Raw genomic sequence first — 19,921 nt, 5'->3', positions numbered from 1 at the left:
CGTTTAATGTATTTCTTAGAGGTGAATAATTTATGCTGGATTTACAAGTTAAAGCTATCATCACAGAACCGTTTTATAAATTTCCATATTGGTTGAGGAAAGACAGTGAGTATGAAGAATATAAGGAATACTTCATTTTATCAAAGGATGCGTCGATTGATGATGTCGATCTTTTTTTGGCTGAACTATTTAGGTGTAAAATTTAGATGTTAGCAGCAATCCAAGCGAAGCAAACAGTTAGTTAAAGAAGAAGAAGTAACAATACCTGGAGGCTTTTTTGGTGCTGCTTTGAAGTTCCTTACGGACTTGATCAAGTGCTTGTATTACCTTCTGTACAACATGATATTTATCGATAACGATAGTAGCCGCTGGAAATATCATGCGTAATGCTTTATGGAACGGCTCCCACATATCAACAACGATTGTCTGAATGCTAGCCTTTGATAAAATAGCATGATGGCAAAGGAGCTGAGTTACAGAATCGAAGGAACGATCGCGGTTCATTTCAATGACACCACCGTGAACAAGGTCAACTAAAACTGTTTCATACACATGTCCTTTATGGACAGCAATTTCATCAATACCTATAACGGTAACATCTTCCTTTAATGCAGCCTGGATTTGTAACTCTTTTCGTTGTTTGGCCATCTTTTCTTTAGCTATTGCGTAATAAATTCGTTCAAGCGTAGAGTAAGGGACTTTCTGTTGTTTGCATACTTTTTGTATCGTTGTTCCTTGGCACTGTTCAAAAAGGTATTCCTAATAACGTTTCGTAAAATGTTGGTTAGGTTTTATGGAATCAAAGGATTGAGAAAATACATCTTCACAGTTTTTACAGCGAAAACGCACGATTTCAACCAGTAAAAATAAAGGCTTCTTTAGGACCGCAAGGTCTCTTAACTTTCTTGTTCGGCGATCGTGGATTCCCAAAGAACAAAAACCACAAGCTGGGCATCTTTCGATGCCACATTGTTTTCTGACCAAAGCAAAATGGGCTTCCTTTTCTGACCACTGATTAACAATCTGAAATTCTGGCAATTCTAAGGGTATGGAAAGCATTTGAGACACCCGCGATTCCTCCTTGGAATGTTTTGGTAGCACTAACATTCTTGCCAGGAACTCGCGGGTGTTTTCATGTTTCCTTTAACTCTCCACAAAAAGTGGTGATGAATCAAAATAACTTAAGCTCACTGAAACCAGTATTACAGCCGCTATCTCCCTTTTCTTTCACCCCATGCTGAATTATCCGGTATGGGGTAGGAAAATTGGTGTTATTCATACCCGAAAATAACCCCAAAGTTGATGGGATTGCCTATCCGGAAGTTGAGGAGTATAAAATCCTCGTATGATCCGGTGAAAGGAAAAAGACGTCTCCTATAACGTATAACCGAGCACAGTTATTTTTTTGAAATTTTTTAGAATGTAGACAAAAAACCTGAAATCGATTACAATTTAATTATTCTAAATTTGCTCCCCCAAGAAAGCCCTTGCAACAGTAAGATAATTTAATACAGCGTTATGGTAAACGCTTAACTTTTGTTGTAATTTGATTGCAATTAAAGTAAAGGAAGAAAAGGAAAGATATTATGCTCAAAATGGAGGATGTTGCTAAGTTAGCCAATGTTTCGACGGCTACTGTTTCAAGAGTTTTATCCAATAATAAAAACGTTTCCAAGAAGACCAGGAAGAAAGTGTTAGAGGTCATAAAGGAAGTAGAATACAAACCTAACAGGCTGGCTGCAAATTTACGCAAAAACTCTTCTGAAACAGTAGCCGTCATACTACCCGACATCACAAACCCATTCTTTGCAGAAATTGTAAAGGGGTTTCGGGATGAGGCGCTTAAGAATGGGTACCATATTCTTTTATGCGATACGGGCAATTGTGTCTCACAGGAAGAAGAGTTTGCAAAGCTAGTCAAAGAAAGACTTGTAGATGGAATTATTTTGGCAACAGCAAGAATGCCTAAGAATGAAATTTACAAATTGAGTCAGGAAATACCTGTTGTACTGGCTTGTGAATATGTTGAAGACTATCAAATCCCGACTGTGTCGATAGACAATGTGTCGGCAGCTCGTGAAGCTACTGAATATCTTATTGAACAGGGACATGAACGCATTGGACTTATCACAGGCCCTCTGGAAGTCATACTAAGCCGGGACCGGGTCAAAGGATACCGTCAGGCTTTACTGCTTCGCGACCTTCCTGTAACAGATTTTTTTATACAAGAAGGCGACTACTCCGTAAAGTCGGGCTTCGATATTATGATGAAATTCCTTGCTCATGAACAGAAGCCTACAGCAGTGTTTGCTTCCAGTGACGAAATGGCAGTAGGTGCTCTTAAAGCGTGCAAAAGCAAAGGACTGCGTATTCCGGAAGACATCTCTATCATTGGATTTGATGATGTGCCGTTGTGCACGCTGGTTGAACCTGAATTGACGACAGTGTCCCAGCCTAAATACGAGTTGGGAAGCCAGGCAATGAAAATGTTGTTGACCATTATTGAGACAAATAATTTAAGTCAAAAACAGATCGTTTTACCTCATAAATTAATGGTTCGACAAACGACTAGGGAAAAGGAGGTAGCTGGATGGAAAAAATCAAAGTAGGAGTAATTGGGACAGGATTTATTGGACCTACTCATATTGAAGCCGTAAGAAGGCTTGGTTTTGTGGAAGTGGTTGCTCTAGCAGCGCACGGCCAGGAATCTGCCGACAGGAAAGCGGCCGAACTTCACATTCCTAAAGCCTACGGCGATTACCGGGATATGCTGCGCGACAGTGACATTGACGTCGTCCATAACTGTGCGCCGAATCACCTTCACTTTACAATGAATAAGGAAATTATTTTAGCCGGCAAGCATGTATTATCGGAGAAGCCGCTGGCGATGTCGAGCGAAGAATCCGCCGAATTGTTAGCGCTCGCAAAAAAACATGGCGTCGTTCATGGTGTGAATTTTAACTACAGGCAGTATCCGATCGTAAACCAGCTCGCTGCCATGATAAAGCGTGAGGAATTAGGAAAAGTAAATCTGGTACATGGCAGTTACCTGCAGGATTGGCTGCTGTATGATACCGACTTCAATTGGCGCCTGGATCCCAAAGCAGGCGGGAAAACGCGAGCGATAGCGGACATCGGTTCCCATTGGTGCGACACGGTCCAATATGTAACCGGCAACAAAATTGTAGAAGTGTTCGCTGACCTCGCCACTGTGATCCCAGTGCGCAAGAAGCCGAAGCAAAATGGGTCCACTTTTGGAAGCCAGGAAGCAGCTGAAGGCAGCTACGAAGAAGTCAAGATCAACACTGAAGATTATGCATCCGTGCTACTGCGATTTGAGGATGGAACGCGCGGCGTATTTACCGTATCACAGGTAAGTGCGGGTCGAAAAAACCGGCTTAGTTTTGAAATCGATTGCAGCAAGAGTTCAGCCTTTTGGAATCAGGAAGAGCCCGAGAAGCTATGGATTGGGCATCGGGACAAATCGAACGAACTGCTGTTAGCAGACCCGGCCTTGTTTGCGCCGGAGGCCCGATCATCCATCCATCATCCAGGCGGCCACAACGAAGGCTGGCCGGACGGTATGAAAAATATGATGCTGAATTTTTATTCGTTTATCCGGGAAGGCAAAGACCCACTCAAGGATACACCCCACTTTGCTACGTTCGAAGATGGGCATCGCTCCATGTGCATCATCGATGCCATTCTGGAAAGCCATCAAACAGGAAAATGGGCAAAAGTAGGTTCAACGCAGGTGCAGGGGGTAGAAGCATGAAACTAGGTGTACTTACCGTATTGTTTCAAGATAAATCATTAGATGAGACGCTCGATATCGTCAAGAGTCTGGGACTTGACGCGGTGGAGCTTGGCACCGGAAATTATCCGGGCAATGCCCACTGCAATCCGGATGAACTGCTGGCGGATGAAACAAAGATTGCCGAACTGCAAAGAAAGTTGGATGAAAAAGGACTTATCATTAGCGCATTAAGCTGCCATGGCAATCCGCTGCACCCGCAAAAAGAGGTGGCGCAGCAATTTCATGACACGTGGCGGAAAACGGTTCTGCTTGCAGAAAAATTAGGCATCGATTGCATTAATGTATTCTCGGGCTGTCCGGGCGATTCTGACCAATCGCTCTACCCCAACTGGGTAACATGCGCCTGGCCGCCGGATTACCTGGAAATTCTAAACTGGCAGTGGGAACAGAAGCTCACCCCCTACTGGAAGGAAGAAGCCGCGTTTGCCAATCAGCACCATGTAAGCAAAATTGCTTTTGAGATGCATCCGGGATTTATGGTGTATAACCCGGAAACGCTTTTACGCCTGCGTGAAGCGGTGGGAAATTCGATTGGAGCGAATTTTGACCCAAGCCATCTGTTATGGCAGGGCATCGATCCGGTAGAAGCCATCAAACTGTTGGGTAAGCACGGGGCGATCTTCCATGCGCACGCGAAAGATGTGTATCTGGATCGCACCAATATCCAGCGCAACGGTGTGCTGGACACAAAACCATACGGTGACATCATGAACCGCTCCTGGACATTCCGCAGCGTTGGCTATGGGATGCAAGAAGCCACCTGGAAGCAAATCGTCAGCATGCTGCGCGTGGTCGGATATGATGGTGTGCTAAGCATTGAGCACGAGGATGCGCTCGCGTCTGTCGAAGAAGGTTTCGCTAAGGCGGTCGAAATGCTCAAGCGATCGATCCTGCGAGAATCACCTGGTGAGATGTGGTGGGCCTAATAAAATTTTAATCCAGACAAATAGATTTTATCTAGACAACAAGAATAGTAATCGTTTACAATATGATTACATCATGCTGCAAACGATTACAAACAGAAAACTTTCTATATTAAAAGCAATAATTTTTGGCAAATATTGCAATCGATTTCAAAGGGGGAAATGACGTGAAATTTGGTTACCAGACAAACACGTGGGGCGGGGTTGTTGGACATCCTGCAGGTGTGACCTCAATCAAAGATCTCTTTTATCTGACGAACGGTTCCAATGATGAAGCTGTAAATGATATCGCCAGTGCAGGTTATCAGGGAATTGAAATTTTCGATGGTAATCTCTATCAGTATGCTGGTGAAACTACTAAATTTAAAGAACTATTAGAGGAAAAAAAGCTCTCACTTATCGGCGTCTACAGCGGTGCTAATTTTATCTACAAGGATGTCCTGGAGGATGAACTCTGGCGAATAGAGGAAGCGGCCAAATTAGGCAAAGAATTTGGCGCTGAACATTTTGTTGTAGGTGGAGGAGCTGTCCGCTCAAAGGGTATTTTACCGGAAGACTATCGCGCTCTAGCACATGGATTAGATAAAGTGGTTGAGATAACCAATCATTATGGTTTGAAAGCAAGTTTTCATCCGCATTTGGGAACGATAGCTCAATCTCCTGAGCAGGTAGATCGCATTTTCGAATATACATCCATAGATTTCTGCCCGGACACCGCACACCTGGCTGCCGGCGGAGCCGACCTGCTAGCCATCGTTTCCAAGTATATCGATCGAGTGAAATATATCCATTTCAAAGATTATGCAAATGGTGAGTTCCTTCCTTTAGGTAAAGGGCAGTTGCCTCTAGATAAACTGGCTCAGCTGTTGCTTGAACACAAATATGATGGCTGGGTTACCGTCGAGTTAGATTATTACGAGGGCCACCCAAAAGATGGCGCTTTAATTAGCAAAAAATATCTAGATTCTGTTTTTAAATAAGAGAATTAGAATTGGGGGATTAAGTAGATGAAAAAAAATAACGGCATTAAAAAAGCAGGGGCATTAGCAGCGACGGCATTACTATCCGTTTCATTATTTGGATGTGGAACGCAGGCAAATCAAACATCAGGTTCTGGTTCCGGTTCATCTAAAAACGTGGCACAACCGTCATGGTACCAGGAGCCTTCAGCCGACCAATTAAAGCAAGCTCAGCAAGACACGATTACAGGTGTGATCCTAAGTAGTGGACCAAACGGTGAAAAAGCGTTCCCTGCTGATAAAATTAAAATCACCGATCAACAGTTAGCGAAAATTAAAGCCGGTCATTATACCGCTGCTATTTCATTGCATTATTCAGGGAGTGATTGGTCACAGAAACAAATTGATGGCTTAAAATCTGAATTTGAAAAGATGGGCATTAGTATTATCGCTGTGACAGACGCCAATTTCAAAAATACGCAACAAGCTTCTGATTTAGAAGCTATCTCTGCAAAAAAACCGAATATTCTTGTAAGTATCCCGGTAGATGCAAAAACAGAAGCAAGCGCCTACAAGAAATTATCTGATGCCGGCGTGAAAATCGTATTTATGGATCAGCCAGCTGTTGGTATGAAGGCAGGAAAAGACTATGTTTCAGTTGTATCAGCTGATAACTTCGGTAACGGCATGGTTGCTGCAGATGAATTAGCTAAGGCAATCAATAACAAAGGTAATGTCGCAGTTTTATATTATGCCTCTAATTTCTATGTTACAAACCAGCGATATGAAGGCTTTGCCGCCCGACTTAAGGCGAAATATCCCGACATTCATATTGTGGCAACGGAAGGATTCCAGGATCAAAATCAAACACAGACGCAGGCTTCGGCGCTTCTTACAAAACAGCCAAACCTTCAAGGATTATGGGTTGCATGGGATACTCCCACTATGGGTGCTGTATCGGCCGCTAGAATTGCTGGTAAAAACCCGAATGACTTTAAGATTGTAACCGAAGATTTAGGGCATGAGGTAGCATTAAACATGGCTCAAAATGGGTTTGTAAAAGGTCTGGGAGCGCAACGTCCTTTCGATCAGGGAGTTGCAGAGGCACGAGAGGCGGCATTGGCGCTTATCGGCGGTGAAACTCATCCATACGTCGCTGTTCCATCGGTAGCGGTAAACCGCTCTAACCTGCCACAATCCTATCAAACCGTTTACCATGCTGCACCGCCAGCAGATGTTACGAATGCACTGAAATAATTTGACAAGTAAGGATCAATAAAGCTTATTAAAAACCAGGAGGAGTTTAAGATGAAACAGCTAAATGTCGGGTTGATCGGCGGAGGATTTATGGCGAAGGCACATTCTCTGGCGTATGCTTCCATGCCAATGTTCTTCTGGCCTGCACCTGCGATCCCTGTTCGTAAGGCTATTGCTGACATCAATTTGGAAGTTGCAACTGATGCGAAAAATCGATTTGGTTTCGAGAAAGCATATGGGGATTGGAGAGAGCTTATCGCTGATCCTGAAATCGATATCATAGACATTGTAACCCCGAACAATGTTCACGCTGAAATGGCTATCGCAGCTGCAAAAGCTGGCAAACACATTATTTGTGAAAAGCCGCTGGCCCGGAATGCGAAAGAAACAAAAACGATGCTCGATGCGGTGGAACAGGCCGGTGTAACCCACATGGTTGCCTTCAATTATCGCAGAACTCCGGCAGTAGAGCTTGCGAAGAAGTTTATCCAGGAAGGGCGAATTGGCAAAATCCTCAGTTTCCGCGGCACCTATCTACAGGATTGGTCAGCGGACCCGAATTCACCGCTTTCCTGGCGCTTTAAAAAAGATGTGGCAGGCTCTGGCGCGCTTGGCGATATTGCTGCACACGTGATCGATATGGCCCGCTATTTAGCAGGGGAGTTTGAAAGTGTAAATGCGTTGGTGAAAACGTGGATTCCTGAACGTCCGATTCAACAGGGTGGATTAGATAAATTAGGTACGGTGCGATCTACTTCTGACGCTCCTAAGGGTGTTGTAGATGTGGATGATGAAGTGAACTTCTTAATTAACTTTGAAAGCGGTGCTATTGGTAGTATCGAATCTACACGAAATGCTCATGGCCGCAATAACTACATCACGTTTGAGATTCACGGAGAAACAGGTTCAATTTTCTTCAACTATGAAAGAAGAGATGAACTCCAAGTTTGCTTCGCGGATGATCCGGCTGATGCAAAGGGATTCAGAACGATCTACACCGGTCCGGCTCATCCATACGGTGAAAGTTTGTGGCCAATTCCGGCACTCGGAATCGGCTATGGCGAAACGAAAATCGTTGAGTGCTGCGACTTCTTCAAGGCCATTGTTGACGGAACTCCGGTTTCACCAAACTTTAACGATGGTTATCAAATTGCAAAAATTTGCGATGCGATTTTGCAATCAGGTGAGACTAACGAGTGGGTTAAAATTAGTTCGATTGAATAGGACCAGAGTCGAGGCTATTAGGATCAGACTTTATTAATTTGAATTTAAAAAGGAATGGGAGCAGGCAAGGATGCATAGTTCACATGTTACTTCTGCTCCCATTCCACCCTGTAAAGTAGGTGACCCCATGAGTGATAATTATGTATTAAAAATGGAGAATATTGAAAAAGCCTTCAATGGAATTCCGGTCTTGAAAAAAGCCAGTTTCTCCTTAGCCAAAGGAGAGATTCACGCACTTTGCGGCGGGAACGGTGCTGGTAAATCTACTCTGATGAAAATTTTGACAGGCGTTTATTCGAAAGATGACGGGACCATTGATATTGATCACCATAAAGTAGAAATTAATTCTATGCAGGACGCTGAAAAAAATGGTATTGCCATGATTTTTCAAGAGTTTAGTTTAATTCCGACATTAACAGTCGCGCAAAATATTTTTCTAACCAGAGAACCCCGTTCAGCTAAAACATTCATCAATGATAAAGAATGTGTGCGGGCGGCAGAAGCTATCCTAAAGACACTTAATGTTGATATTAATCCGAATGTAACAGTGGACTCCTTAGGGGTTGGTTACTGGCAGATGGTTGAAATCGCTAAGGCGTTATCGAAAAACGCTAAAATTCTCATTATGGATGAACCCACAGCTTCTTTATCAGAATCTGAAACGATTTCATTATTTAAACTAGTTAACCAGCTTAAAGAAAATGGGATCTCCATTGTTTATATATCCCACCGTATGGCTGAAATTTTTGAAATATGCGATAAGATCACCGTATTAAAAGACGGCCGCACCATTCTAACAGAAGAATGTAAGAACCTAACAATGGATAAAGTCGTGGAAAGCATGATGGGTGCAGAGGCTGGAAAATCTTTCGAATGGATCGAACGAACGTTTAACCGTCCTGAGCAACCTATTCTTGAAGTAAAAAACCTCGCATACGGCAACAGAGTTAAAGATGTATCGTTTAAGCTGTATCCAGGGGAAATCGTCGGATTAGCCGGATTGATGGGCAGCGGCAGGACGGAGATTGCCCGATGTTTATTTGGCATGAACCGGCCAGATGCGGGTGAAGTATTAATCGACAATCAAAAAGTAAAACGCACAAAAGATGCCATCCGTAATGGAATTGCGCTTGTGCCGGAAGATAGAAGGAAACAGGGACTCGTTTTGGATCATACTGTCCGTGACAATATGATGTTGCCGATGATTAAAAAGTTGACTAAGGGGCTATTTGTCGATGATAGCAAAGGCAGTGAACTTACTTCGGAGTACATTGATAAATTAAATATTAAAACCGATGGAGTTTCAAAAATTGTAAAGCTCCTATCCGGCGGAAATCAGCAAAAAATCGTGTTGGCTAAATGGCTTGCCCAACATCCGAAAGTATTGATTTTGGATGAACCAACAATCGGGGTAGATATTGGAGCAAAATCTGAGATTGTGGAAATAATCCGATCCATGGCGAATGACGGGATGGCTATTTTAGTTATATCGTCAGAGCTAGAGGAGTTGCTGGCGGTTAGCGATAGAGTGTTAGTGTTATATAACGGAACGATTACGAAAGAACTTTACCGAAAGAATATTGAATCCGAGGAGGAGCTTCATCATGCTATCCAAGGCTATTAATGAAAAAACTCAAGTAAACACCAAAATGAACAAAAGAAAGTTTGAGTGGCGCAATTATATTGTATACTTTGCCTTTGTAATCATTCTAATTTTCTTCGGGACTACATTAGGAGACCAGGGTTTCCTTCAGTCCTCAAATTTACTGAATATTGTTCGCCAGACAACGATGATATCGATTATGGCTGTTGCCATGACATTTGTCATTGGTACGGGTGAAATTGACTTATCAGTTGGATCTACGACGGCATTGGCCGCATTAATATCAGCGCTTGCGATGCAGTCAGGCTTTGGTTTATTGGGTGGAATTGTCGCAGGGTTACTTGCAGGCTTAGTTGTTGGCGCTATAAATGGTTTTCTTACGACCAAAGTTGCTATTCCTTCCTTCCTTGTAACATTAGGCATGATGCAGCTGGTACGTGGTGTTGATATGTGGATTACACATACCAACCCGGTTCCGATTCTTGATATGTCATTCAACAATATATTTGGTTCTGGTAATGTAGGGCCAATCCCTTCGCTTCTCATCTGGTCCTTAGTTGTTCTAGTAATCGGTCATTTTGCACTGAAAAGGACACCTTTTGGCCGCCAAATTCTTGCCACTGGTGGTAACCGCCAATCTGCTGAATACTCAGGGGTAAACACTGGGCGCATCCGATTTACGGCACTTGTCATTACAGGTGTAGCGGCTGCCATTGCGGGAATGCTCTACAGCGGCATGATGCAGAGTGCCCGCTACAGCTTTGGGCAGGGCGATGAATTGAATGCCATTGCTGCCGTAATTTTAGGTGGGACCAGCTTATTTGGCGGAAATGGTTCCATTATAGGTACCGTAATCGGTTCACTAATGATTGGTACCATTAACAACGGTTTGATTATTATGGGACTAGACGTTAGCCAGCAAATGGTTGTCAGCGGTGCAATCATCATTTTAGCCGTAGCTTTCGGCAAAAAATCACGTTAAAACTAATGAAACTAACTATATAAATATTGGCTAAAGCAATCAAGTATTACGTTCTACTACATTACTTCTTTGTTGGTTAACTAATACCAATTTTATTTTTCAATATAAATCAGGCGATCACAGCAAAATGATTGCCTGATTTTTATATTGGAACAAAAACTCCTCGATTTCAATTTTATACAAAGAGCGGTTGACTTTTATCAGCCCTTTATAAATATATTGTTTTACGATTTGCTCAATACTGTTTCAATGTGTACACACCTAAGCGATGGCGACGGAAGCGGCTGAGTTGGAAAATCTTTAACATGTTCGTTGACTCGTTTTAAAATATGATGTTCAGGAATCATATTATATAACTTAGCATGAAATCATAAAGAAGATTGACGGTGGTTCAGTAACATATATATTTCTCCGCAAGCGACTTTTTATTTCCTAATTATAACAAAAAAAAGCCCCGTCGGAGAGTTACTTCCTAATAAATGTAAATGTTTTGCAGTAGCCTCTAAATGATTTCCTATTTTCTTTATTCCTTGGATTTCCGTAAATATTTTTACGTAAATATCAAATTAAAAAACCGTTCAATTATATCAATCATAACAACGCATTTTAAAATGGCTAAAAATATTACGTAAAAAACTATTAAGGTACCATTTTGATAAATAAAACGCAATTTTATGAAAAAATATATATTCAAATTAAATAGAAAAAAATTATTTGCGTAAATTTGTTGACATAAAAAGATATGAATGTTATAAATATTATAAGAACTAGTAATTGGGTTATTGTAGTTTGATTTCCTACTTAATCGGAACTTTTCAAAATCATATTCAATGGCTCTGTAGAGGATTTACGTAAAAAATCAGAGGTTAATGAGGTTACAATGAATATTAAAGAAATCGCAAAAAAAGCAGGCGTCTCGGTTGCTACTGTATCTCATGTGGTTAATAAAACTAGATATGTGAGTACAGAATTAACCGAGAGAGTAATAAAAGTCATTAACGAATCAGATGGACAGCCAAATTTTGTGTTGCGCAATATGAAAGCCCTTAAATCAGATGTCATCTTGTGTCTGGTTGAAAATTTGTTGGATTACTTTTACATAAATATCGTTAAAGGAATCCAAAGCAAATCGGAAGAAAACGGATATGATATGGTTGTGTTAAATTCGTTTAACAAAAGTTTGCTGCGAGAATATGTAAGACTGGAGAAGCCTCGAGGCATCATCATCATTGCTGATAAAAACAATGATGGGGAGATTTTTAAGATGAAGGATATAAACATCCCCAACGTGATAATTGGGCATGCTAGAAATTCTACACAAAACGGTAGCATAATTATTGATTACTATGGAAGCGCATACAAAGCTGCCAATCATGTAATTAAAAATGGACATGAGAGGGTTTGTTTCATTAACGAGCTGAGGAATGGTTATATTCACAACCAAATGCTAATGGGATATAAAGATGCATTACGAAATAACGGCATTCCATTTGATCCAGTGCTAGTAATAGACCTTGAATCAAGTAATCCATTTGGAAACGATATCTTTGAAGATATCTTTATCACAGAGAGTAGACCAACGGCTTTGCTTAGCGCAGGCGGCCAGGCGACAAAAGAATTATTGAAATTTTTTAACAACAAATATATAAAGTGCCCCGATGATGTGTCCCTAGTAAGCTTTAATGAGTTTGAGTTGATTGATATGGTAAACCCTGCAATAACAACTGTAGCATTTGACCCTTTACAAATCGGAATAAAGAGTGTTGAAAAATTGAATGAAAAAATAAATGGAGTGGAACACGCTTCCCATGATACTGTGATTTCTAGTAGGCTGACCGTAAGAAATTCCACACAGTGTATCGGAAGAGGTCCGTTGGGAGAAAAGGCGGAAAGCCCTGAAGTTTTGGATTTAACTCCTTCTGAAATTGATTTAATTAGGTCAGGTTCATATACAGCAGCAATATCTTTTCACTATTCAGGTATTGCTTGGGCAAGATTGCATGAAAAAGGTATAAAGGATGTCTTTTCGGATTTGGGTGTAAAAGTTCTTGCTGTTACCGATGCTCACTTTGATCCCGAACTTCAAATAAAACAACATGCAAGTATTCTAGCTATGAATCCTGATGTCCTGATCAGTATTCCTGCTGATGAGGTTTTGACAGAACAGAGCTACAGGGAAGTTGTTAACAAAGGAGTAAAACTTGTTCTAATTAATAATGTTCCGAATGGACTGCAACAAGAGGATTATGTTTCCTGTGTGTCGGTCAATGAAAGACAAAATGGCCAAACAGCAGGTAGAATTCTTGGTGAATATTTAAGTACAAATAATAAGAAAAAAATAGGATTACTATTGCATGGGGCACCTTTTTTTGCCACTAAACAAAGAGATACAGCAGTACAGCAGGTTCTGTCCGAAGAGTTCCCTGAATTGGAAATAGTAGCGATAGATAATTTTATAAGCAGAAAGAAAACATTCGATAAATGTTATGAAATGATAAAAAACCATCCTGAAATTGAAGGATTGTATGTTTCATGGGATGCGCCAGCTCAGGAGGCATTGAATGCTTTGAGAGAATTAAACCGTGAAGACATAAGCATTGTTACAGCGGATTTAGACAGCGATGTGGCTTTAAATATGGCTAAGGGCGGTCCAATAAAAGGCTTGAGTGCTCAGCGACCTTATGAACAGGGTAGAGCGATGGCTCTGGCAGCAGCAAATGCTTTAATAGGAAAAAAGATCCCATCATTTATAGGGGTAGCTCCTTATAAAATCACTCGAGACAACCTTTTGACCGGGTGGCAGGACATCCTGAGAGAGAGGCCTCCCAAGGAGTTGATAAAAGCCCTTAAAAATATGAGGGGAGGTGATGTAAAAAAAGAAGGAATTGATGCATGGTATTGATTAATAGATTTTTAAATAATCGTCAAGTACAGATTGAAACGCCTCTCACGTTTTATAACAAAGTAGGATAACTTTAGTAACTGTTAAATATTGAATTTGAGGAGGATAAACTATGTCTCACCAAATTAGTAGAAGAGATTATAGTCTTAATGGAATTGAAACTAGGCGAGCGCAGGAGAAGGGGCTTGTAGCAGCAGAGTGGTATGCTTCCCCCATTCCCCGTAAACGGATGAAGGAACTCATGAAGCGAAAGGATGGACCGGCAATTAGAGATACTATTATCTGGTTTGCGGTACTTATCGTCTTAGGTATTATTGCATACCATACCTGGGGAACTTGGTGGGCGGTACCTGCATTTGCAGCTTATGGAGGTGTATATGCTTTAACTGGAAATTCCCGGTGGCATGAAGCTAGCCATGGTACGATGTTCAAGACACAGTGGATGAACGAAGTAGTGTATCAAATTGCCTCTTTTATGAACTTATTTCCGGCAACACCTTGGCGTTGGAGTCATGCACGTCATCATACAGACACTTATATCGTGGGTCGAGATCCTGAAATTCACGCACCGCGGCCACCCGTATGGCGTGTTCTGTTCATGGAATACTTTCGCTTAATAGGTGGATTAGTGGATCTGAAAAGAGTTCTCTTGCATGCCTTTGGCAAGATGGATAAAGAGGAGCTGGACTATATCCCACCTTCGGAATTTAAAAAAGCTTATTGGGAAGCGCGTGTTTGGGTACTTATCTTTTTAGCGGTAATAATCTCCTGTGTGTACACGAGAAGCATACTGCCGGCAATGTTCATTGTTCTTCCGACCTTTTACGGCTTTTTCGGGGTTATGACTGTGGCCTGGACGCAACATTTGGGTCTAAATGAAGATGTTCTGGACCATCGTCTGAACACGCGCACTGTATATATGAACCCGATTATCCGGTTTCTATATTGTAACATGAACTATCATATTGAGCATCATATGTTTCCGATGGTACCCTACCATGCTCTCCCTGCTCTCCATGAGGAAATGAAGGGTGATTGCCCAGCTCCAAGCCCGAGTCTCTTTGCAGCGTTAAAAGAAGTTTTTTATGCGCTTTATAAGCAGCGTAAAGATCCCACTTACACAATTGTACGTAAGTTGCCGGAAACTGCCCGCCCTTATAACTATGGTCCGCATCCGTTTGGAACAGTGGCTGAACATGGGACGGCTCGGGAGGCATAATTGCGAATCACTCTAATGATTACGGCATCACGATCACGAATAATAGAAGTACTTGACAAACAATTTGAGATAGGATCTGCAGATAAAAACTGATTATAGGACCATTCCAGTGTTACTCTGCTTTTTTACTGCAACATCAGTCGAATATATAGAATAGTCAGTCGAGGAGGAACTTTTATGAATTACGAAGGTTGGATTGAAACATGTGATGTAGATGATATTGAGGAGGAGGATGTTATCCGCTTTGATTATGAGGACCGGACCTTCGCAATATACCGCACGATAAAAAGCGAGTACTATGCAACCGACGGATACTGTACGCATGAAAGATTTCATTTGGCGGATGGGCTAGTGATGGGTACCCAAATTGAATGCCCGAAACATAATGGTCGGCTGGATTTTACAACCGGAGAAGCTAAACGTGCACCAATTTGTGAAAGTATTAGGACTTATCCCGTAAAAATTGATGGGGGTAAGATTTTTATAAAGGTGGATTAAGGAGAGCCTATGAATCAACTTGGAATGGTGATTATTGGTGCGGGAGAATGTGGTACCCGAGCGGCGATGGAACTACGGGCACAGGGATGGACCGTTTCAATCACCCTAATAGGGGAAGAACAGTGGGAGCCTTACGAACGTCCACCACTCTCTAAGCGCTTACTCGTTGAGGACAGTGAACCGGCACCGGTGCTCATTGTCAATAGTGAGAAGCTGTCACAACACGACATTACCTTTATGTCCGGCTGTACTGTAAAAGAAATCAACCGAAATACCCGATCTTTAATGCTTGATGGTGGGCAGCAGATACAATATGAACGGCTGTTGCTTGCAACAGGAGCTTGTCCTCGCAATTTTTCTTTAACTGGTTCAGAAACCGCTAACGTATCGTACCTGCGAACATTTTCCGATGCTGCTTCACTTCGTAAGCGATTGCATCCAGACAAACATATTGTCGTGGTTGGAGGGGGATTTATTGGTCTAGAAGTGGCAGCCAGTGCTATCGAACAAGGTTGCAAAGTCACACTGATAGAACTGGGACCACGAATTCTGATGCGGGGTGTTCCAAAGGAAATTGCCGACATTGTTGAGGCACGTCATCGCGCTGCTGGGGTGGAATTCAAGTACGGAGTGTCGATTGATACAATTGAAGACATTGGAGATCAGCAAGTCATCACTTTTGCAGATGGAACGGTAGTCAAATGTGATTCCATTGTTGTCGGAATCGGGGCTATTCCCGAGACTGGGTTAGCTGCTGGGTGTGGCCTTGAAATTGAAAATGGTGTATGTGTTGATGAAATGCTTCGAACGAGTGGTCCAAACATCTTTGCTGCTGGCGACTGCTGTTCCTTCCCGCATCGCCTATATGGGGGGAAACGAATCCGACTTGAATCTTGGAGAAACGCACAGGACCAAGGTTCGCTAGCAGCTCGTAACATGCTAGATGCCGGAGAGCCCTATACAACTGTGCCTTGGTTTTGGTCAGACCAGTATGAACAGACATTACAAGTAACTGGTTTAACTGATTTTGGAGATTTTATCGTCAGTCGTGACTGTGGTGATAATGGAAAGCTTTTTTTTCATCTAACCGATGATGGACGTCTTGTTTCTGCCAGTGCGATTGGATCCATTTCCAAAATTGCAAAGGATATCCGCTTTTCAGAGATGATGATTCATCAGCAAGCAAGGCCAGACTTAAAAGCACTAGCTAATCCTGATATAAAACTTAAGACACTTTTACGGGATGTGGCTGAAAGCACGTTATAATTTTAGCGAGCAGAAAAAGTTTGTCATTGATCCTCACGGTTTAATAAAAGCATAGAAGAGAAGCTGAAGCAAAATAAATAAAATTCAAAAAGATCACAACTGTATTCTTTTTACAAAGTGCGTAAGAAATGATTCCGGGAATGGGGTAAAAAGTATATTAGATGGGCATCAACATCTGAGGGATTAAATCAAATTGAGGCTTAAGCAAATGCAGACTGTCTGGAGTTGATAATTGAATGAAGATAAAAAGCATTAAATCGCTCTGGGGAATGGAGGGCTCGTTGGAAAGCCAGCTTGAGAGGATTGTGGCTGCCGGGTATGACGGCATTGAAAGCCCTCTACCTGATCAGCTGGAAATCATAGGAGGAACAGCTGTAGAGGAAAAACATTTTGTCAGCCTATTGCAGCGGTATCAACTTGATTATATTGCAATGGTATTTACAAGCGGCAACCATGTTGAATCGTTTAGAGAACAGGTTCAACGGGCTACAACATTTTCACCAATAATGATTAATTCGCATAGCGCGAGAGATGGGATGTCATATGAAGATCAATTGGCATTTTTCGAAAAAACGCAGGCAATTGAGGAGTCATTGGGAATTCCAGTAGGGCACGAAACGCATAGAGGACGCGCTATGTTTACTCCTTGGACAACAACGGCACTGCTGCGTGAATTCCCTGAACTGAAATTAACCGCCGATTTCAGCCACTGGGTATGCGTATGTGAGTCCTTACTAGAAGACCAGGTAGAGCACTTAGAGATGGCTTTCCAGCGGACCATACATATTCACGCGCGAGTCGGTTATGACCAAGGACCGCAAGTTCCCCATCCCGGTGCAGCAGAATATGCCCTTGAATTAAGCACGCATGAACAATGGTGGAAGCATGTTGTTCAACTACACAAAGATGCAGGTACGCAATTAACATTTACCCCTGAATTCGGACCACCTCCCTACATGCCACGACTTCCGTTCACTAACCAGCCAGTTACGAATCTATGGGAAGTTTGTTTGTGGATGAAGCATCGCTTTGAAGGGATGCTCAATTAACTTGGGTTGACTTCAATCTAAAAATTTAAAATGTATCGTTTGCAATTTATTTGGTAAAAAACAAATTGTGAAAGGAATTTGTATTAGGCGTAGCCAAGTTAGTCAATGTTTCGACGGCTACTGTTTCAAGAGTGTTATCCAATGATAAAAACGTTTCCAAGAAGACCGGGAATGAAAGTGTTGGACGTCATAACGGAAGTAGAATACAAACCTAAAAGGCTAGCTACAAATTTACGGAAAAACTCTTCAAAAACAGTAGCTGTCATCCTACCCGACATCACAAACCCATTCTTTGTAGAAAAGGTGAACATTTTGTTGTTGGTGGAGGAGCTATTGTTCAAAGGGTATTTTACCGCAATACTATCACATTTTAGCCAAAGGATTGGATAAAGTAGTTGAATAGGGAATTATTATCGTTTGAAAGCAAATTTTCGTTCCCATTTGGTAACGATAACTCAATCGGCGGCGTAATTATCACCATGCTGTAGCATTTGGGAAGAAATCGAAGTAAGTAGTGCATGATGAACGAAACACATGGAAGTTTGGCACGCAAAAAAAGCATCGGTGGGGACGCCGGTGCTTTTTACTGCGCCTTTGATTGGGCGAGTAAAATTTGCTGCTGAACCTTTGATACAGTACGTGTGTCGTTATTGTCACATTCAGCGCTAGACCATAGGTCCTCCATACCAAGATAAATCCACGTTCAAGGACTATAATCAATGAGGATGGAGGTATATAGCTATGAATCCTACACGAAAAAAATTATTCATTTATATAGGTTTATTTCTGGTCGTGATAGTAGGCGGCATCTACATCTTTACGAGCGAGCAGAATCAATCACAGGCTCCTGCCGCAATGGAGATGGGGCATGTGGACAATATGGGTAGTATGGGCAACATGAGTATGGGGGATACGTCCAACAAAGGAATTCCTGTTACACATTTTACGGCGCCTAAAACAAACGCTCCTACGAAAACATTTACACTGATAGCTGAAAGCAAAAAAATTAATTTAGGCAATGGAATCACGACTGACGCCTTGACGTTTAATGGGACGGTGCCCGGACCCGAACTGCGCGTTACACAAGGCGATCGCGTTGTGGTCCATCTTATTAATAAGCTGAATACAGGTGTAACCATTCACTGGCATGGGGTTGATGTACCGGGAGCCGAGGATGGCATTGCAGGGGTAACACAGGATGCGGTAAAACCTGGGCAAACGTTCACCTATACATTTATCGCCAATCAACCGGGAACCTACTGGTACCACTCTCATCAGGATAGCTTCAATCAGGTAGGCAAAGGTTTATTCGGCGCTTTTGTGGTGGACCCGAAAAAGCCAGCTGTGAAATATGATAAGGACTATACGTTAACGCTGCATGATTGGAATATCCCGGGAAATAATGTTTTTACGGTTAATGGTACAAGCAGTGGGGTACACCTGGCTGCAAAACCTGGTGAACAGGTCCGGCTTCGCCTTATCAATACTGGAAACGCTACACACTTGCTGACATTAACCGGAGCGAAGTTTAGCGTCATTGCCCTCGACGGCCACGATATTTCGGGGCCCTCACCAATCGAAAAAACCCTTCTGCCTGTTGGTGCAGCGGGACGATGTGATATCAGCTTTAAGATGCCGGCTAACGGTGTGGTAAAACTGGTGGATGCTGATGTTTCTGATAACGAAAATAAAATGATTTCAGCTACAATCGGAAATGGACAGCCTGTTTCTGATAACAGCAACCCCAAGGAGTACCCACGGTTTGACTTTACGACATATGGCGTTCACCAAAGAGGAATTTATAGTTTAAGTACTTCTTTTACTAAAACATATGATTTGAAATTGGGAGAAGGAATGACCATCAACGGGAAATTAGCTCCTAATATCCCGCCTATTGAAGTCAAACAAGGGGACAGTGTAAAGATTACATTAGAAAATAACAGTTCACTTATCCATCCAATGCATCTACACGGCCATACCTTTCAGGTGCTAAGTAAAAATGGAAAGCCGCTGTCAGGGAGCCCTATTTACCTCGATACGTTAAATATGATGCCGAAAGATTCGTATGTGATCGCTTTTCAAGCAAATAACCCGGGAATATGGATGTTTCACTGCCATGACCTCTCCCACGCAGCAGTTGGAATGGACGTTATGGTCTATTACCAGGGTATCTCAACACCGTATAAAGTGGGAAATAACTCTGGCAATAACCCCGAATAAAA

At 42.2% G+C, this 19,921-nt stretch carries 17 protein-coding genes and 1 pseudogene; 16 read left to right on the top strand and 2 right to left on the bottom strand.

What is annotated here, in order from left to right; translation table 11 throughout:
- Positions 1-32 precede the first annotated feature (32 nt).
- Positions 33-206 carry a hypothetical protein gene (locus PP175_RS17545; protein ID WP_272439599.1) on the top strand — a complete coding sequence of 58 codons (174 nt, stop codon included), beginning with the start codon at positions 33-35 and terminating at the stop codon, positions 204-206.
- A 31-nt stretch (positions 207-237) separates the two neighbouring features.
- Here PP175_RS17545 and PP175_RS17540 read toward each other — a convergent pair whose 3' ends face one another.
- Complete coding sequence (locus PP175_RS17540; RefSeq protein ID WP_272439598.1) at positions 238-648, bottom strand: transposase; 411 nt, start codon at positions 646-648, stop codon at positions 238-240.
- A 111-nt stretch (positions 649-759) separates the two neighbouring features.
- Entirely contained in the window at positions 760-1,059 is a 300-nt protein-coding gene (locus PP175_RS17535) for a transposase family protein (RefSeq protein WP_272443311.1), read from the bottom strand.
- A 527-nt stretch (positions 1,060-1,586) separates the two neighbouring features.
- Between PP175_RS17535 and PP175_RS17530 the strand changes: the two genes are divergently transcribed.
- The 15 genes and pseudogenes from PP175_RS17530 (at position 1,587) to PP175_RS17465 (ending at position 19,919) form a co-directional block, all read left to right on the top strand.
- Positions 1,587-2,609, top strand: a complete 1,023-nt coding sequence (locus tag PP175_RS17530) for a LacI family DNA-binding transcriptional regulator (RefSeq protein WP_272439597.1) — start codon at positions 1,587-1,589, stop codon at positions 2,607-2,609.
- A complete protein-coding gene (locus PP175_RS17525; RefSeq protein ID WP_272439596.1) occupies positions 2,591-3,775 on the top strand; it encodes a Gfo/Idh/MocA family protein in 1,185 nt (394 codons plus the stop codon). The genes PP175_RS17530 and PP175_RS17525 overlap by 19 nt, the downstream gene beginning before the upstream one ends.
- Entirely contained in the window at positions 3,772-4,743 is a 972-nt protein-coding gene (locus PP175_RS17520; RefSeq protein ID WP_272443310.1) for a sugar phosphate isomerase/epimerase family protein, read from the top strand. The genes PP175_RS17525 and PP175_RS17520 overlap by 4 nt, the downstream gene beginning before the upstream one ends.
- Before the next feature lie 164 nt (positions 4,744-4,907).
- Positions 4,908-5,720 carry a sugar phosphate isomerase/epimerase family protein gene (locus PP175_RS17515; protein WP_272439595.1) on the top strand — a complete coding sequence of 271 codons (813 nt, stop codon included), beginning with the start codon at positions 4,908-4,910 and terminating at the stop codon, positions 5,718-5,720.
- 27 nt (positions 5,721-5,747) lie between these two features.
- Entirely contained in the window at positions 5,748-6,956 is a 1,209-nt protein-coding gene (locus PP175_RS17510) for a substrate-binding domain-containing protein (RefSeq protein ID WP_272439594.1), read from the top strand.
- A gap of 51 nt (positions 6,957-7,007) precedes the next feature.
- Complete coding sequence (locus PP175_RS17505) at positions 7,008-8,180, top strand: levoglucosan dehydrogenase (protein WP_272439593.1); 1,173 nt, start codon at positions 7,008-7,010, stop codon at positions 8,178-8,180.
- 70 nt (positions 8,181-8,250) lie between these two features.
- A complete protein-coding gene (locus PP175_RS17500; protein WP_272439592.1) occupies positions 8,251-9,804 on the top strand; it encodes a sugar ABC transporter ATP-binding protein in 1,554 nt (517 codons plus the stop codon).
- Positions 9,785-10,765, top strand: coding sequence for an ABC transporter permease (locus tag PP175_RS17495; RefSeq protein ID WP_272439591.1), 981 nt, complete (start codon positions 9,785-9,787; stop codon positions 10,763-10,765). Before PP175_RS17500 ends, PP175_RS17495 begins: the two co-directional genes overlap by 20 nt.
- Before the next feature lie 880 nt (positions 10,766-11,645).
- The gene (locus PP175_RS17490; protein WP_272439590.1) at positions 11,646-13,667 is read left to right on the top strand and encodes a LacI family DNA-binding transcriptional regulator; all 2,022 of its coding nucleotides are present in this window, start codon (positions 11,646-11,648) and stop codon (positions 13,665-13,667) included.
- A gap of 112 nt (positions 13,668-13,779) precedes the next feature.
- A complete protein-coding gene (locus tag PP175_RS17485; RefSeq protein WP_272439589.1) occupies positions 13,780-14,886 on the top strand; it encodes a fatty acid desaturase family protein in 1,107 nt (368 codons plus the stop codon).
- 177 nt (positions 14,887-15,063) lie between these two features.
- Positions 15,064-15,384 carry a MocE family 2Fe-2S type ferredoxin gene (locus PP175_RS17480; RefSeq protein ID WP_272439588.1) on the top strand — a complete coding sequence of 107 codons (321 nt, stop codon included), beginning with the start codon at positions 15,064-15,066 and terminating at the stop codon, positions 15,382-15,384.
- A gap of 9 nt (positions 15,385-15,393) precedes the next feature.
- Positions 15,394-16,650: an NAD(P)/FAD-dependent oxidoreductase gene (locus PP175_RS17475; protein WP_272439587.1), complete on the top strand. Its 1,257-nt coding sequence runs from the start codon at positions 15,394-15,396 to the stop codon at positions 16,648-16,650.
- Positions 16,651-16,886: 236 nt separating this feature from the next.
- Positions 16,887-17,699 (top strand): sugar phosphate isomerase/epimerase family protein, encoded by an 813-nt coding sequence (locus PP175_RS17470; RefSeq protein ID WP_272439586.1) that lies wholly within the window; start codon positions 16,887-16,889, stop codon positions 17,697-17,699.
- 101 nt (positions 17,700-17,800) lie between these two features.
- Positions 17,801-17,914: pseudogene (locus PP175_RS30065) on the top strand (LacI family DNA-binding transcriptional regulator); the annotation flags it as partial.
- 526 nt (positions 17,915-18,440) lie between these two features.
- A complete protein-coding gene (locus PP175_RS17465) occupies positions 18,441-19,919 on the top strand; it encodes a multicopper oxidase family protein (protein WP_272439585.1) in 1,479 nt (492 codons plus the stop codon).
- Positions 19,920-19,921: the final 2 nt, after the last annotated feature.

Origin of the sequence: Aneurinibacillus sp. Ricciae_BoGa-3, from assembly GCF_028421645.1 — a bacterium.
Taxonomy (GTDB): Bacteria; Bacillota; Bacilli; order Aneurinibacillales; family Aneurinibacillaceae; genus Aneurinibacillus_B.
The sequence above is the reverse complement of the archived record's forward strand: the minus strand, read 5'-3'. Positions and strand labels throughout refer to the sequence as shown.

Bases quoted from the DNA above. Each gene is read 5' to 3' on its own strand.
- PP175_RS17545 (WP_272439599.1), top strand. From the start codon at position 33: ATGCTGGATTTACAAGTTAAAGCTATCATCACAGAACCGTTTTATAAA.
- PP175_RS17540 (WP_272439598.1), bottom strand. From the start codon at position 648: ATGGCCAAACAACGAAAAGAGTTACAAATCCAGGCTGCATTAAAGGAA.
- PP175_RS17535 (WP_272443311.1), bottom strand. From the start codon at position 1,059: ATGCTTTCCATACCCTTAGAATTGCCAGAATTTCAGATTGTTAATCAG.
- PP175_RS17530 (WP_272439597.1), top strand. From the start codon at position 1,587: ATGCTCAAAATGGAGGATGTTGCTAAGTTAGCCAATGTTTCGACGGCT.
- PP175_RS17525 (WP_272439596.1), top strand. From the start codon at position 2,591: ATGGAAAAAATCAAAGTAGGAGTAATTGGGACAGGATTTATTGGACCT.
- PP175_RS17520 (WP_272443310.1), top strand. From the start codon at position 3,772: ATGAAACTAGGTGTACTTACCGTATTGTTTCAAGATAAATCATTAGAT.
- PP175_RS17510 (WP_272439594.1), top strand. From the start codon at position 5,748: ATGAAAAAAAATAACGGCATTAAAAAAGCAGGGGCATTAGCAGCGACG.
- PP175_RS17505 (WP_272439593.1), top strand. From the start codon at position 7,008: ATGAAACAGCTAAATGTCGGGTTGATCGGCGGAGGATTTATGGCGAAG.
- PP175_RS17500 (WP_272439592.1), top strand. From the start codon at position 8,251: ATGCATAGTTCACATGTTACTTCTGCTCCCATTCCACCCTGTAAAGTA.
- PP175_RS17495 (WP_272439591.1), top strand. From the start codon at position 9,785: ATGCTATCCAAGGCTATTAATGAAAAAACTCAAGTAAACACCAAAATG.
- PP175_RS17490 (WP_272439590.1), top strand. From the start codon at position 11,646: ATGAATATTAAAGAAATCGCAAAAAAAGCAGGCGTCTCGGTTGCTACT.
- PP175_RS17485 (WP_272439589.1), top strand. From the start codon at position 13,780: ATGTCTCACCAAATTAGTAGAAGAGATTATAGTCTTAATGGAATTGAA.
- PP175_RS17480 (WP_272439588.1), top strand. From the start codon at position 15,064: ATGAATTACGAAGGTTGGATTGAAACATGTGATGTAGATGATATTGAG.
- PP175_RS17475 (WP_272439587.1), top strand. From the start codon at position 15,394: ATGAATCAACTTGGAATGGTGATTATTGGTGCGGGAGAATGTGGTACC.
- PP175_RS17470 (WP_272439586.1), top strand. From the start codon at position 16,887: ATGAAGATAAAAAGCATTAAATCGCTCTGGGGAATGGAGGGCTCGTTG.
- PP175_RS17465 (WP_272439585.1), top strand. From the start codon at position 18,441: ATGAATCCTACACGAAAAAAATTATTCATTTATATAGGTTTATTTCTG.